This is a genomic window from Streptomyces sp. XD-27 (assembly GCF_030553055.1).
Classification (GTDB): Bacteria; Actinomycetota; Actinomycetes; order Streptomycetales; family Streptomycetaceae; genus Streptomyces.
This window is the reverse complement of record NZ_CP130713.1, coordinates 2405103-2419814: the sequence shown is the minus strand read 5'-3', so window position 1 is coordinate 2419814 and position 14712 is coordinate 2405103. Positions and strand designations below refer to the sequence as shown.

Annotated in this window: 12 protein-coding genes; all 12 read left to right on the top strand. The window is 70.6% G+C overall.

Going from position 1 to position 14712, the window contains the following annotated elements; translation table 11 throughout:
- Positions 1–46: 46 nt before the first annotated feature.
- The 12 genes from Q3Y56_RS10630 to Q3Y56_RS10575 all read left to right on the top strand — a co-directional run bounded on the left by Q3Y56_RS10630 (position 47) and on the right by Q3Y56_RS10575 (position 14647).
- Positions 47–1600 (top strand): folylpolyglutamate synthase/dihydrofolate synthase family protein, encoded by a 1554-nt coding sequence (locus Q3Y56_RS10630; protein ID WP_304461708.1) that lies wholly within the window; start codon positions 47–49, stop codon positions 1598–1600.
- 1 nt (position 1601) lies between these two features.
- Positions 1602–1940, top strand: coding sequence for a DUF4233 domain-containing protein (locus Q3Y56_RS10625; RefSeq protein ID WP_304461707.1), 339 nt, complete (start codon positions 1602–1604; stop codon positions 1938–1940).
- 218 nt (positions 1941–2158) lie between these two features.
- Positions 2159–2572: a nucleoside-diphosphate kinase gene (gene ndk / locus Q3Y56_RS10620; RefSeq protein WP_304461706.1), complete on the top strand. Its 414-nt coding sequence runs from the start codon at positions 2159–2161 to the stop codon at positions 2570–2572.
- A 376-nt stretch (positions 2573–2948) separates the two neighbouring features.
- Positions 2949–3968, top strand: a complete 1020-nt coding sequence (locus tag Q3Y56_RS10615; RefSeq protein WP_304465545.1) for a rod shape-determining protein — start codon at positions 2949–2951, stop codon at positions 3966–3968.
- Between the two features lie 209 nt (positions 3969–4177).
- Positions 4178–5122: a rod shape-determining protein MreC gene (gene mreC, locus Q3Y56_RS10610; protein WP_304461705.1), complete on the top strand. Its 945-nt coding sequence runs from the start codon at positions 4178–4180 to the stop codon at positions 5120–5122.
- A 6-nt stretch (positions 5123–5128) separates the two neighbouring features.
- Positions 5129–5827: a rod shape-determining protein MreD gene (gene mreD / locus Q3Y56_RS10605; RefSeq protein WP_304465544.1), complete on the top strand. Its 699-nt coding sequence runs from the start codon at positions 5129–5131 to the stop codon at positions 5825–5827.
- Complete coding sequence (gene mrdA, locus Q3Y56_RS10600; RefSeq protein WP_304461704.1) at positions 5824–7965, top strand: penicillin-binding protein 2; 2142 nt, start codon at positions 5824–5826, stop codon at positions 7963–7965. Before mreD ends, mrdA begins: the two co-directional genes overlap by 4 nt.
- Entirely contained in the window at positions 7962–9161 is a 1200-nt protein-coding gene (gene rodA, locus Q3Y56_RS10595) for a rod shape-determining protein RodA (RefSeq protein ID WP_304461703.1), read from the top strand. Before mrdA ends, rodA begins: the two co-directional genes overlap by 4 nt.
- A gap of 69 nt (positions 9162–9230) precedes the next feature.
- Positions 9231–10844 carry a CYTH and CHAD domain-containing protein gene (locus Q3Y56_RS10590; RefSeq protein ID WP_304461702.1) on the top strand — a complete coding sequence of 538 codons (1614 nt, stop codon included), beginning with the start codon at positions 9231–9233 and terminating at the stop codon, positions 10842–10844.
- Positions 10845–10953: 109 nt separating this feature from the next.
- Positions 10954–12879 carry a TIGR03960 family B12-binding radical SAM protein gene (locus tag Q3Y56_RS10585; protein WP_304461701.1) on the top strand — a complete coding sequence of 642 codons (1926 nt, stop codon included), beginning with the start codon at positions 10954–10956 and terminating at the stop codon, positions 12877–12879.
- A gap of 85 nt (positions 12880–12964) precedes the next feature.
- The gene (locus tag Q3Y56_RS10580; RefSeq protein ID WP_304461700.1) at positions 12965–13711 is read left to right on the top strand and encodes a hypothetical protein; all 747 of its coding nucleotides are present in this window, start codon (positions 12965–12967) and stop codon (positions 13709–13711) included.
- Positions 13712–13852: 141 nt separating this feature from the next.
- On the top strand, positions 13853–14647 hold the full coding sequence (locus Q3Y56_RS10575) for a TIGR03936 family radical SAM-associated protein (protein ID WP_304461699.1): 795 nt from the start codon (positions 13853–13855) through the stop codon (positions 14645–14647).
- Positions 14648–14712: the final 65 nt, after the last annotated feature.

Below are 14712 nucleotides of genomic sequence, written 5' to 3'. Positions count from 1 at the left end.
CTCGGCTTGTCCGGTGTTGTCAGAGGGGGCTCGTAGACTGGTCGGTGTGAGTGAGCCCCCACGAAACGACGCCCCCGACTCCGTCCCCGACCCGTTCGAGGAGATGATCGAGGAGGAGACGACACTCCCCCAAGCTCTCGACTCCGCTCGGGCAGGGGGGACCCCCACCCCCGACCTCGCTGTCATCGAGGCCGGCAGCCGAACCCTGCGCACCCAGGCCGGGCCGCCGCAGGCGGACGTCCCCGGCCGTCCGGAGGACCCGGAGGTCGACCGGGCGCTGCGCGAGGTCGAGACGGAGCTCGCGGGCCGCTGGGGCGAGACCAAGCTGGACCCGTCGGTGCAGCGCATCGCGGCTCTGATGGACATCCTCGGCTCGCCGCAGCGCGCGTACCCGTCGATCCACATCACCGGCACGAACGGCAAGACCAGCACCGCCCGCATGATCGAGGCGCTGCTGGCCGCCTTCGACCTGCGCACCGGCCGCTACACGAGCCCGCACGTGCAGACGGTGACCGAGCGGATCAGCCTGGACGGGGCGCCGATGTCCGCCGAGCGGTTCATCGAGACGTACCAGGACATCAAGCCGTACGTGGAGATGGTCGACGCCCAGCAGGACTACCGGCTGTCCTTCTTCGAGGTGCTGACGGCCATGGCGTACGCGGCGTTCGCCGACGCGCCGGTGGACGTCGCCGTCGTCGAGGTCGGCATGGGGGGCACCTGGGACGCGACCAACGTGATCGACGCGGACGTCGCCGTGGTCACTCCGATCGCGCTGGACCACACCGACCGGCTGGGCACCACACCGGAGGACATCGCGGCCGAGAAGGCCGGGATCATCAAGAAGGACGCCACCGTGGTGCTGGCCCAGCAGCCGGTGGACGCCGCGTCGGTGCTGCTCAAGCGGGCGGTCGAGGTGGACGCCACGGTCGCGCGGGAGGGGCTGGAGTTCGGGGTCCTCAGCCGCGAGGTCGCCGTCGGCGGACAGCAGATGACGCTGCGCGGTCTCGGCGGGGAGTACCCGGAGCTGTTCCTGCCGCTGCACGGCGCGCACCAGGCGCACAACGCCGCGGTGGCGCTGGCGGCCGTCGAAGCCTTCTTCGGCATCGGCTCGCGGCACGCCCGCACGCTCGACATCGACACTGTCCGCTCGGCGTTCGCCTCCGTCACCTCGCCGGGCCGGCTGGAGGTCGTGCGCCGCAGTCCGACCGTGGTGCTGGACGCCGCCCACAACCCGGCGGGCGCCCTGGTGGCCGCCGAGGGGGTCGGCGAGGCGTTCGGCTTCAGCCGGCTGATCGGGGTCGTGGGGACCACCCAGGGCAAGGACGTGCGCGGGCTGTTGGAGGCGTTCGAGCCGGTCTTCACCGAGGTGGTGATCACTCAGAACTCCACCTACCGGGCGATGGACGTGGACGAGCTGGCCGCCCTCGCGGTGGACATCTTCGGCGCGGATCGCGTCCAGGTCGAACCGCGGCTGGACGACGCCCTGGAGGCGGCGATCACGCTGGCGGAGGAGGAAGGCGAGTTCGCCGGAGCGGGCGTGCTGGTCACCGGCTCGGTGATCACGGTCGGCGAGGCGCGGCTGCTGCTGGGGAGGGGCTGAGATGCGGACGCTGTGTGCGAGCACGCTGATCGGCGAGGTGCTGGTGATCGGCTTCGCCGGGCTGGTCGCGATGAACACCTCCGATCTGTCGACGGGGACGGTGTGGGCGGTCAGCGGCGTGGCCATGCTGCTGTGCGTGCTGCTGTGCGGTGTGCTGTCCCGGCCCGGGGCGATACAGGTGGGCTGGGCGCTGCAGATCGCGCTGATCCTCAGCGGTTTCGTGGTGCCCGCGATGTTCGTGCTGGGCGCGGTCTTCACCGGGCTGTGGTGGGCTTCGGTGCACTTCGGCCGGAAGGTCGACGAGGCGAAGGCACGGTTCGCCGCCCAGGCGTCGTCGTAATGTCGACGGGGGTTACCTCTGGGGGCACCTCCCGGACCCAGTCTGGGGGAGGCCGCGCCGGGGAGTAGCCGAGGCGTCATGATCGGCCCCTGATGATGGCGGTGCCGGATTCGGGGCCCACCCAGGGCCCATGTAGCCTCGGGCGCACTGCACCCGACCGCTTGTGAGCCTCGGGCGCGCAGCCCCCGACTGCCCTCATGCCTCCAAGGAGCCGCACCATGACCCAGCGCACCCTCGTCCTTCTCAAGCCCGACGCGGTCAGGCGGGGCTTGGTCGGCGAGATCGTCGGCCGGATCGAGCGCAAGGCGAACTGGTCCATCACCGCGCTGGAGCTGCGTACCCTCGACCGCGGCACGCTGGAGCAGCACTACGCGGAGCACGTCGGGCGCCCGTTCTACGAGCCGCTGATGGAGTTCATGGCCTCCGGTCCGGTCGTCGCGCTGGTCGTCGAGGGCGAACGGGTGATCGAGGGCGTGCGGGTGCTGGCCGGTCCCACCGACCCGATCCAGGCGCCCAGCGGCACCATCCGCGGCGACTTCGGCACCATCACCCGGGAGAACCTGGTCCACGCCTCGGACTCGGAGGAGTCCGCGCAGCGCGAGATCAAGATCTTCTTCCCGGGTCTCGCCTGACGCCTGCGGACCTCCTGACACTTCCGGGTTTGCCGGGTGCTTCCGGATTGTTTGACACTTCCGGGTTTGTCTGACACACCCGAGTTCGTCTGACGCTTCGTCACACAATGACCCCCTCCGGCCGGGGGTGGCCGTATTTTTCCGGCTGCCCCCGGCATGTGCGGGCCGATCGGGGGAACGCGACACCCCGACACGACGTCACCATGGTCGGGGGCGGGGACGTGTTCTGCTGACAATGGCGGAGGACCCTCGCGTCGTCATCGAGCGACCGAGACTACGATGAAAGCTTCCGCGCGCGCAGCGCACCCATCCTGCCGACCTCAAGTAAGCATTCGCTCCAGTTGGGAAGGCCAGACGTATCCTCATGGGGAACAACATGTCGTTCATCGGCCGTGACATGGCTGTCGACCTCGGCACCGCCAACACGCTGGTGTACGTCAGGGGCCGCGGGATCGTCCTCAACGAGCCGTCAGTCGTCGCCATCAACACCAACACGGGCGGGATCCTCGCCGTGGGCGCCGAGGCGAAGAAGATGATCGGCCGGACTCCTGGCAACATCGTCGCCGTCCGCCCGCTCAAGGACGGTGTGATCGCCGACTTCGAGATCACCGAGCGGATGCTCCGCTACTTCATTCTGAAGATCCACAAGCGGCGCTACCTCGCCCGTCCCCGGGTCGTCGTCTGCGTGCCGTCCGGTATCACCGGAGTCGAGCGCCGCGCCGTCATCGAGGCGTCCACCCAGGCGGGCGCCCGCCAGGTGCACATCATCGAGGAGCCGATGGCCGCCGCGATCGGCTCCGGCCTGCCCGTCCACGAGGCCACCGGCAACATGGTCGTGGACATCGGCGGCGGCACCACCGAGGTCGCCGTCATCTCCCTCGGCGGAATCGTCACGGCACAGTCCATCCGGGTGGCCGGCGACGAGTTGGACAACGCGATCATCCAGCACGTCAAGAAGGAGTACAGCCTCCTGCTGGGCGAGCGCACCGCCGAGAACATCAAGATCACCATCGGCTCTGCGTACGAGAGCGAGGACGAGGAGCACACCGAGATCCGCGGCCGCGACCTGGTCAGCGGCCTCCCCAAGACCGTGGTGATCTCGGCCGCCGAGGTCCGCAAGGCCATGGAGGAGCCGGTCAACTCCATCGTGGACGCGGTCAAGACCACCCTCGACAAGTGCCCGCCCGAGCTCTCCGGCGACGTCATGGACCGGGGCATCGTCCTCACCGGCGGCGGCGCGCTGCTCCGCGGCCTGGACGAGCGGCTGCGCCGGGAGACCGGCATGCCGATCCACATCGCCGAGGACCCGCTCGACTCCGTCGCGCTGGGCTCCGGCAAGTGCGTCGAGGAGTTCGAGGCGCTGCAGCAGGTGCTGGACGCCCAGCCCCGCAGATGACCGAGGCAGCCGACCCGAAGCCGATGGCTGACGTCGATGACCCCAAGCCGATGAGCGACCGATGTCGATGACCCGGTGCCGATGACGCGGCGCACCTGACTCGGCGTCAGTCCGCGTAACCATTCGCCGGGCGCCGGTCACACTCGCCGACGGAAAGCTGATATACCCCCATAAGGTCCGACTCCTACGAGGAAGGCACGTCGCCGCACGTGAGGGACACACGAGAGAGCCGGCTACTGCTGGTGCTGCTGGTCGCCATCGCGTTCGCACTGATCACGGTGGACATCCGAGGCGGCGACGACTCGCCCCTCGACGGTGCCCGGGAGACCGCGGCCGACGTCTTCGGCCCGGTGGAGAACAGCGTCGCCGGAGTCGTCGACCCGGTCGGCAACGCCATCGCCGCCGTACGGGACTCCGACAAGCGGCACGACCGCATCAGCGACCTGGAACGCGAGAACGCCGAACTCAAACAGCGGCTCGGCTCGGACGTCCGCAACCGCGCCCGCCTCACCGAGTTCGACCGGCTGATGAAGACCGCGGGCGCGGGTCGCTACGGCGTCACCGGCGCCGAGGTCATCGCCATCGGCAACACCCAGGGCTTCTCCTGGACCGTCACCATCGACGTCGGAGCCAAGGACGGCATCCGCCGCGACATGACCGTCATCAACGGCGACGGCCTCGTCGGCCGGGTCACCACCGTCGGCCGCTCCACCGCCACCGTGCTGCTCGCCAGCGACCCGGACTTCACCGTCGGCACCCGGATGGAGAAGAGCGGGGAGATCGGCTTCGCGTCCGGTCAGGGCGACCGCCCGCTGCGCGTCCAGCTCCTCAACGGCAAGGCCAAGGTCAAGAAGGGCGACCGGCTGGTCACCTTCGGCTCCCGCGCCGACCGGCCGTTCGTCCCCGGCGTCCCCGTCGGTGAAGTGGTCCGCGTCGACCCCTCCGACGGCGGCCTCACCCGCACCGTCCAGGTCCGCCCGTTCGTCGGTTTCACCAAACTCGACATCGTCGGTGTCGTCACCCGGCCGCCGCGCGAGAACCCGCGCGACTCCGTCCTGCCACCCAGGCCGGAGAAGCCCAAGCCGACCCCCACGGTCACCGTCACGGCCCCCCCGCCCGCGAGTGACGGCACCGACGTCGCCACCAGGAGCTGACCGATGCTGCGCCTCAACCGGATCCTGCTCTCCACCCTCCTCGTGCTCGTCGCGCTCCTCACCCAGGTGTGCGTCCTGGCCCGGCTCAACCTCCCCGGCGCCGTCCCCGACCTGCTGCTGCTCGTCGTCCTCGCGCTGGCGCTGGTCTACGGGCACACCAGCGGCGCGCTGATCGGCTTCGGGGCGGGCCTGCTCGCCGACTTCGCCCCGCCCGCCGACCACGCCGCCGGGCGGTACGCCCTGGTGCTGTGCGTCATCGGCTACCTCGCGGGTCTGGCCAAGCCCGAGACCGGCCAGCTCCGCTCCGCCACGGGTCCCATGCTCGTGGTCGTCGCGGGCGCGATCGGCTCCGCCCTGCTGTACGCGGGCGTCGGCTCCCTCGTCGGCGACGACGCCGCCGGCCACCCCGGGCTGGTCAAGCTGCTCGTCACCGCCGCCCTGTACGACCTGCTACTGGCCCCCTTCACCGTGCCGCTGGTCATGGCGCTCGCCCGCCGTACCGACCACGATCCGGTGGTGGACGCCTCCGGCGGCTCCGGAGGCGGCGGCGACACCTCGTACGGCTGGATCAGCTCCGGCGGGTCCTCGCTGCGCCCCGGCCGGCTGAGCAAGGCCGCCCGGATCGGAACCCAGAAGGCCGGACGCGCCAAGAGCGTCAAGGGAGTCAAGGGCGTCAAAAGCGTCAAAGGGGTGAAGCGGCTGTGAGCAACATCCCCGAGACCGGGCGGACCACCCGGGTCACCGTCCGCCTCGTCGCCATCCAGATCCTCGTCTTCTCCCTCCTCCTCACCCTCGGCGGACGCCTCTGGTACCTCCAGATCCGCAACGGCGACGAGTACAGCGACGAGGCCGCCAGCAACCACGTCCAGCAGGTCATCCAGCCCGCCACCCGCGGCTCGATACTGGACGCGCGCGGCGTCCCCCTCGCCGACAACGAGACCCGCCTGGTGGTCTCCGCCAGCCGCACCGACCTGATGAAGATGAAGGACGACGGCAAGGCCGTCCTCACCCGGCTGGCCGACGTCCTCGACATGACCCCCAAGGAGGTCATGGACAAGGTCCGGCTGTGCGACTCCGAGACCCCGCAGCCCTGCTGGAACGGCTCCCCGTACCAGCCCATCCCGATCACGGACGAGGCCACCACCCAGCAGGCCCTCCAGATCCGCGAGCGCGCCGAGGACTTCCCCGGCATCAGCGCCGAGCCCACACCGGTGCGCCGCTACGCCGCGCCCGCCGAGTCCAACGCCGCCCAGGTGCTGGGCTACCTCTCGCCCGTCACCGACGACGAGATCAAGGAGGCCGAGGACAGCGAGTCGCCGCTGCTGCGCTCCGACCAGATCGGCCGCTCCGGCCTGGAGCGCGCCTACGACGCGCAACTGCGCGGCAAGGCCGGGGTCACCCGCTACGAGGTCGACAACCTCGGCCGGGTCATCGGCCAGCGGGAGAGCGACAAGGCACAGCCCGGCGCCAACCTGGTCACCAGCATCGACTCCCGGGTCCAGGCCGTCGCCGAGAAGGAGCTGCACCTGGCGATGAAGGAGGCCCGTAAAGTCCACGACAAGAACACGGGCACCAACTACAAGGCCGACGCGGGCGCGGTCGTGGTGATGGAGGCCAAGACCGGCCGGGTCGTCGCCATGGCGTCCAACCCGACCTACGACCCCAACGCCTGGGTCGGCGGCATCTCCGCCAAGGACTACAAGAAGCTCACGGGCAAGGACTCCAACTTCCCGCTGCTGAACCGGGCCATCCAGGGGCAGGCCGCCCCCGGCTCGATCTTCAAGGTGATCCCGACGGCCGCCGCGGTCAACGCGGGCTACCCGTTCAACGGCAGCTACCCGTGCCCCAGCTCGTACAGCATCGGCGGCCAGGTCTTCAAGAACTTCGAGTCCAAGGGGCACGGCAGCATCACCCTCGGCCAGGCGCTCGAGGTCTCCTGCGACACCGTCTACTACGGCTTGGCGCACAAGCAGTGGCAGAAGGACGGCGGGGTCGACCCCAAGAAGAACCCCGCCGACTGGTTCTACAAGACCGCCCACCAGTTCGGCCTCGGCAAGGAGACCGGCATCGACCTCCCCAACGAGGTCACCGGCCGCGTCCCGGACCGCCAGTGGAAGAAGAACTACTGGAAGGCCAACCAGAAGGCGTGGTGCAAGAACGGCAAGAAGGACGGCGACTACGCCGAGCGCATCGCCTACGAGAACTGCCTCGAAGGCATGAAGATGCGCGCCGGTGACGCCGTCAACTACTCCATCGGCCAGGGCGACACCCTCGTCACCCCGATCCAGATGGCCACCATCTACGGGGCCATCAGCAACGGCGGCACCCTCTACAACCCGACCGTCGGCAAGGCCATCGTCAGCTCCGACGGCAAGAAGGTCGACGAGATCAAGCCCAAGTCCCACGGCAAGCTGCCCATGGACGCCAAGACCAGGAAGCTGATAGACGATGCGCTGGCGGGCGTCGCCACCCGGGGCACCGCGGCCTGGCGGTTCGGCGGCTGGCCGCAGGACAAGATCCCGATGCATGCCAAGACCGGCACGGCCGAGGTCTACGGCAAGCAGACCACCTCGTGGTTCGCGACGTACACCAAGGACTACGCGATCGTGATGACGATCTCGCAGGGTGGTACCGGCTCCGGAGCCTCCGGCCCCGCCGTCCGGAACATCTACAACGCGCTGTACGGCATCGACAAGGACGGCAAGATCGACAAGAAGAAGGCCCTGCTGTACCAGCCGCAGGCCAAGCTCCCCAAGATCGAGGCCGACGGCACCATCGACGCCCAGCCGGTCGGCAAGCCGTACGTCGCGGTCGGGCTCGGCGGACGGCGGGAGGACCAATGAGCGCCTCCCACCCCGGATACGTCCGCCGGTACACGCCCGAGCGCGGCACGCTGGGCAAGCTCATGGCGCGCGACTCCATCGTGCGCAGGCTGGACTGGATACTGCTGCTGTCCGCCCTCGCGCTGTCCGCGATCGGTTCGGCCCTGGTCTACTCCGCCACCCGCAACCGCACCGAGCTCAACCAGGGCGACCCGTACTACTTCCTCTTCCGGCACGTGCTGAACACCGGCATCGGGCTGGCGCTGATGGTGGCCACGATCTGGCTCGGCCACCGCACCCTGCGCGGCGCCGTGCCGTTCCTGTACGGGCTGTCGGTGCTGCTGGTGCTGGCCGTGCTCACCCCGCTCGGCTCCACCATCAACGGCGCCCACGCCTGGATCGTGATCGGCGGCGGGTTCTCCCTCCAGCCCTCCGAGTTCGCCAAGATCACCATCATCCTGGGGATGGCGATGCTGCTGGCGGCCCGGGTGGACGCGGGCGACCGGGCCGTCCCCGACCACCGCACCGTCGTCCAGGCCCTGGGCCTGGCCGCGCTGCCCATCGCCATCGTGCTGCTGATGCCCGACCTGGGCTCGGTGATGGTCATGGCGGTGATCGTGCTCGCCGTGCTGCTCGCCTCCGGCGCGTCCAACCGCTGGGTCGCCGGCCTGATCGGCACCGCCGTACTCGGCGCCGTCCTCGTCTGGCAGCTCGGGATACTCGACCAGTACCAGATCGACCGGTTCGCGGCCTTCGCGAACCCCGCCCTGGACCCGGCCGGAGTCGGCTACAACACCAACCAGGCGCGGATCGCCATCGGCTCCGGCGGCCTCTTCGGAAAGGGCCTGTTCGAAGGCACCCAGACCACCGGCCAGTTCGTGCCCGAGCAGCAGACCGACTTCGTCTTCACCGTCGCGGGCGAGGAGCTCGGCTTCCTCGGCGCGGGCCTGATCCTCGTGCTGCTCGGGGTCGTGATGTGGCGCGCGTGCCGCATCGCCCGCGACACCACCGAGCTGTACGGCACCATCGTCGCCGCCGGGATCATCGCCTGGTTCGCCTTCCAGGCGTTCGAGAACATCGGGATGACGCTCGGCATCATGCCCGTGGCCGGACTCCCGCTGCCCTTCGTCTCCTACGGCGGCTCGTCGATGTTCGCCGTGTGGATAGCGGTGGGGCTGCTCCAGTCGATCCGGGCGCAGAAGCCCATAGCGGCCTGAGCGGTTCGAGATGCGCGTCGCGCCTCCCGGGGACTGCCCGGGAGGCGCGACGCGCACTAGATTCGAGGCATGGCGGACACCGTGCGGGAAATCGAGCGGAAGTACGAGGCCACCGACGGCGCCGCGCTCCCCGGCCTGACCGGGGTGGCCGGAGTCGCGGCCGCGGTCGGCCAGGGCGTCACCACCCTGGACGCCACCTACTACGACACCCCGGCGCACCGGCTGGCGGCCGACGGCGTCACGCTGCGCCGCCGCACCGGAGGCGGCGACGCCGGATGGCACCTGAAACTGCCGGTCGGCCCGGACACCCGCGACGAGATCCGCGCACCACTGTCCGACACCCCGCCGCCCGAACTGCTGGCCCTCGTCCGCTCCCGCACCCGCGGCACCGGCCTCGTCCCGGTGGTGCGGATGCTGTCCGAACGCGACGTCACCCACCTCGTGGACGCCGACGGCGCGCTGATCGCCGAGGTGTCGACCGACCAGGTCACCGCGAGCCGCCTGCCGGAAGACGGCGAACCCGGCGCGGGCGAGCCGGTGCTGTGGTCGGAGATCGAGGTGGAGCTGGCGCCGGGCCGCGACGCCGCGCTCCTCGACGCGATCGAGGAGCGGCTGACCGGGGCCGGGCTGCGACGCGCCGGCAGCGCCTCCAAGCTCGCCCACGCGCTGGCCGCGACGGCGGTGCCGAAGGCGCCGGGGAAGGAGACGGGCACGCCCGGTACGCAGCAGGCGTCGGGGAGCGAGACGACCGAGCCCGGCACGAAGCGGGCGCCGCAGGGGCAGAGGCGGGCTGAGCCCGACACAGCCGGTGACGTCGTGCTGGCCTACGCCCGCCACCAGATCGCCGCCATCGTCGCTCTCGACCCGGCCGTGCGCCTCGACGCACCCGACTCCGTCCACCAGATGCGGGTGGCCACCCGCCGACTGCGCAGCGCCTTCCGCTCCTACCGCACCGTCCTGGACCGGGCCGTCACCGACCCGATCGGCGAGGAGCTGAAATGGCTCGCCGGGGAACTGGGCGTGGACCGCGACCGGGAGGTGCTCACCGCGCGGCTGGCCGAGCGGCTCGCGGAGTTGCCGGGCCCGCTGCGCGTCGGCCCCGTACCCGAACGGATCGAGAGCTGGTCGCGGACCCGCCGCAGCGGCTCCCGGCAGCAGATCGCCACCGTCCTGGACGGCGACCGCTACCGGGCCCTGCTCGACACCCTCGACGCGCTGGCCGCCGACCCGCCGCTGCTGGCCGCCGCGAGCCGGAAGCCGCGGAAGGTGATCCGCAAGACGGTGCTGCGCGAGTACGAGCGGCTGGCCGGCCGGATCGCCACCGCCCTCGACGCCCCGCCAGGGCCCGATCGCGACCCGGCCTTCCACGACGCCCGCAAGGCGGCCAAACGCGCCCGGTATGCCGCCGAGGTCGCCCGCCCCGTGCTCGGCAAGCCCGCGAAACGGTTCGCCCGCCACGGCAAGGACCTCCAGGACCTGCTCGGCGACCACCAGGACAGCGTCGTCGCCCGCGAGGCCCTGACCGACCTGGCGGCCCAGGCGCAGTCCGCGGGCGAGAGCGCCTTCACGTACGGGGTGATGTACGGACGCGAGGAGTCCCGCGCGGCGGCGGACGAACGCGAACTGCCCGGGGCGTGGGAGGCGGCCTCCGCGCCGAAGCTTCGCAAGGCGCTGCGCGGGTGAACTGCTCGCCGTGCGGGGTATGCCGCCGGGCCGGGTACGCTTGAGGGTCACCCGCCCCCGGTTCCCGGACGGGGGTGCCCCCAGCCAGCTCACGAAGGTAACTCTCCCGATGTCTGTCGAGTCGGTCTTCCCACAGCTTGAGGCCCTGCTCCCGCATGTGCAGAAGCCGATCCAGTACGTAGGCGGTGAGCTCAACTCCACGGTCAAGCCGTGGGACGAGTGCGACGTCCGCTGGGCGCTCATGTACCCCGACGCGTACGAGGTCGGGCTGCCCAACCAGGGCGTCATGATCCTTTACGAGGTCCTCAACGAGCGCGAGGGCGTGCTCGCCGAGCGCACCTACAGCGTCTGGCCGGACCTCGAAGCGCTGATGCGCGAGCACGGCGTGCCGCAGTTCACCGTGGACAGCCACCGGCCCGTGAAGGCGTTCGACGTCCTCGGCCTGAGCTTCTCCACCGAGCTCGGCTACACCAACATGCTCACGGCCCTGGACCTGGCCGGCATCCCGCTCAACGCGGCGGACCGCACGATCGACGACCCGATCGTCCTCGCCGGCGGCCACGCCGCCTTCAACCCCGAGCCGATCGCGGACTTCATCGACGCCGCGGTCATCGGCGACGGCGAGCAGGCCGTCCTGGAGATCACCGAGATCATCCGCGCCTGGAAGGCCGAGGGCAGGCCGGGCGGCCGCGAGGAGCTGCTCCTCCGCCTCGCGAAGACCGGCTCGGTGTACATCCCCGGCTTCTACGACGTCGAGTACCTGCCCGACGGCCGCATCGGCCGCGTCGTGCCGAACCGCTCCGGCGTCCCGTGGCGCGTGTCCAAGCACACCGTCATGGACCTCGACGAGTGGCCGTACCCGAAGCAGCCCCTCGTCCCGCTCGCGGAGACCGTCCACGAGCGGATGTCCGTCGAGATCTTCCGCGGCTGCACCCGCGGCTGCCGCTTCTGCCAGGCGGGCATGATCACCCGCCCGGTGCGCGAGCGCAGCATCACCGGCATCGGCGAGATGGTCGACAAGGGCCTCAAGGCGACCGGCTTCGAGGAGGTCGGCCTGCTCTCCCTGTCCTCCGCCGACCACAGCGAGATCGGCGACGTCGCCAAGGGCCTGGCCGACCGGTACGAGGAGGACAAGATCGGCCTGTCCCTCCCGTCCACCCGCGTCGACGCCTTCAACATCGACCTGGCCAACGAGCTGACCCGCAACGGGCGCCGGTCCGGACTCACCTTCGCCCCCGAGGGCGGCTCCGAGCGCATCCGCAAGGTCATCAACAAGATGGTCTCGGAAGAGGACCTGATCCGGACCGTGGCCACCGCCTACGGCAACGGCTGGCGGCAGGTGAAGCTGTACTTCATGTGCGGCCTGCCCACCGAGACCGACGAGGACGTCCTCCAGATCGCCGACATGGCGATCAAGGTCATCGCCAAGGGCCGCGAGGTGTCCAGGTCCAACGACATCCGCTGCACGGTGTCGATCGGCGGCTTCGTCCCCAAGCCGCACACCCCGTTCCAGTGGGCGCCGCAGCTGTCCGCGGAGGAGACCGACGCCCGGCTGGAGAAGCTGCGGGACAAGATCCGCGGCGACAAGAAGTACGGCCGCTCCATCGGCTTCCGCTACCACGACGGCAAGCCGGGCATCGTCGAGGGCCTGCTGTCGCGCGGCGACCGGCGGATCGGCGCGGTCATCCGCGCCGTCTACGAGGACGGCGGCCGCTTCGACGGCTGGCGTGAGCACTTCTCCTACGACCGCTGGATGGAGTGCGCCGGAAAGACGCTGCCCGAGTTCGGGCTGGACGTCGACTGGTACACCACCCGCGAGCGCACCTACGAGGAGGTTCTGCCCTGGGACCACCTGGACTCCGGTCTGGACAAGGACTGGCTCTGGGAGGACTGGCAGGACGCGCTGGACGAGACCGAGGTCGAGGACTGCCGCTGGACCCCGTGCTTCGACTGCGGCGTCTGCCCGCAGATGGACACGCACATCCAGATCGGCCCCACCGGCAAGAAGCTGCTGCCGCTGACGGTCGTCAAGTAGCGCGGTAGTTCGCGAGACGGCCCTGGTCGCGGTATCACCGTGGCCGGGGCCGTTCGCTGTTTCGGCGGGCGATACGCTTCCCCGGATGGACGGGTACACGACAGCAACACCGCACAGGCCGCACCGCCAGGAACCCGGGGAGGGGTGCCTGACCAAGGCGATCCGGCTGCCCGTCCAGATCGTGGCGCTGATCATCGTCGTACCCATCCGCCTCCTGTGGGACGCCCTCACCGCCTGCTGCCGGGCCCTGTACCGCTGGGTGCTGAGGCCCATCGGCCGTGCGCTGCGCTGGCTGCTGGTGACCTTCGTGGTCATCCCGATCAGCTGGTTGCTGCGCTATCTGCTGGTCATCCCGGCCCAGTGGCTCTACCGCGTGCTGCTCACCCCCATCGGGAGGGGACTGGCCTGGCTGCTGCGGTACCTGATCGTGGTACCGGCCGCCGCCTTCTACCGGTACGTCCTGACCCCCATCGGGCATGCCGTCCTCTGGGTGCTGCGCGGTATCTGGACCGTGATCGCCTTCGTCGTGCGGTACACGATCGTGGTGCCGCTCGCCGCGCTGTGGCGGTACGTCCTGGGACCGGTCGTCCGTGCCGTCGGCGCGGTGTTCGGTTGGGCCTGGCGGATCGCCGGACACGTCAGCCGCTTCCTGTGGACCTGCGTCAGCACGGTGTTCCGCCGGCTCGTGGTGATCCCGCTCGGGTGGATCTGGCGCGCCCTGGTGCGCCCTGTGCTCACCGCGGTCCGCGACTACCTGTGGCGCCCGGTCGCGCGGGCCGTACGGGAGGCGCTGCGGCAGGTACGCAGGGCACTGTTCGGCTCGCCCCGGTGACGGGCGCCTCGGGCCCGCAGAGCCCGGCGGGAACTCGACCGGCCGGAGACACGTACTCTAGGTAGCAGTACGACGGCACTCACGAAGGACTGAACGACACTGGGCAAGCGACAGCCCGAAGGCCCGCCACCCGCTCCGGCGGTGCAGCGCATCCGACTGCGCTACACCAAGCGCGGCCGCCTCCGGTTCACCAGCCACCGCGACTTCCAGCGCGCCTTCGAGCGGGCGTTGCGTCGTGCCGAGGTGCCCATGGCGTACTCGGCCGGCTTCACCCCGCATCCCAAGGTGTCGTACGCCAATGCCGCACCCACCGGCACCGGCAGCGAGGCCGAGTATCTGGAGATCCAGCTCACCGAGGCGCGCGAGCCCGACACGCTGCGCGCGCTCCTCGACGAGTCGCTGCCCGCCGGTCTCGACATCACCGAGGCCGTGGAGGCCCGCACGTCGGGTCTGGCCGACCGGCTCCAGGCGTCCGTCTGGGAGCTCCGGCTGGACGGGGTCGAACCCGCCGAGGCGGAAAAGGCCGTCGCCGCGTTTCTCGCGGCCGAGACCGTCGAGGTCGAGCGCCGCACGAAAAACGGGTTGCGGACCTTCGACACCCGCGCCGCGGTGGCCCGCCTCGAGGCGTCGGCCCCCGCGGGCGATAGGCCCGGCGGCGGTGCCTGTGCGATACTGCGGCTGGTTGTACGGCATGTGACACCTGCCGTGCGACCCGACGACGTCCTGTCCGGCCTCCGCGCTACGGCCGACCTGGCGCCGCCGGTCCCCGCAGCGGTGACCAGGCTGGCGCAGGGGCTGCTCGATGAGGAGACCGGCACGGTGACCGACCCGCTCGCACCCGACCGCGAGGCAGTCCCGGCCGCCATGGCCGTCGGCCTGACCGCCGCGACGGGCGTACCGCCCACTCGCGGAGGAGCGCCGGAAGGTTCCGCGTAGGGCCGTCGTCGACGCGCCGCCGAAGCACCAGGGAGCCACCCGGGTCCGGCAGGCGCACTGACCAG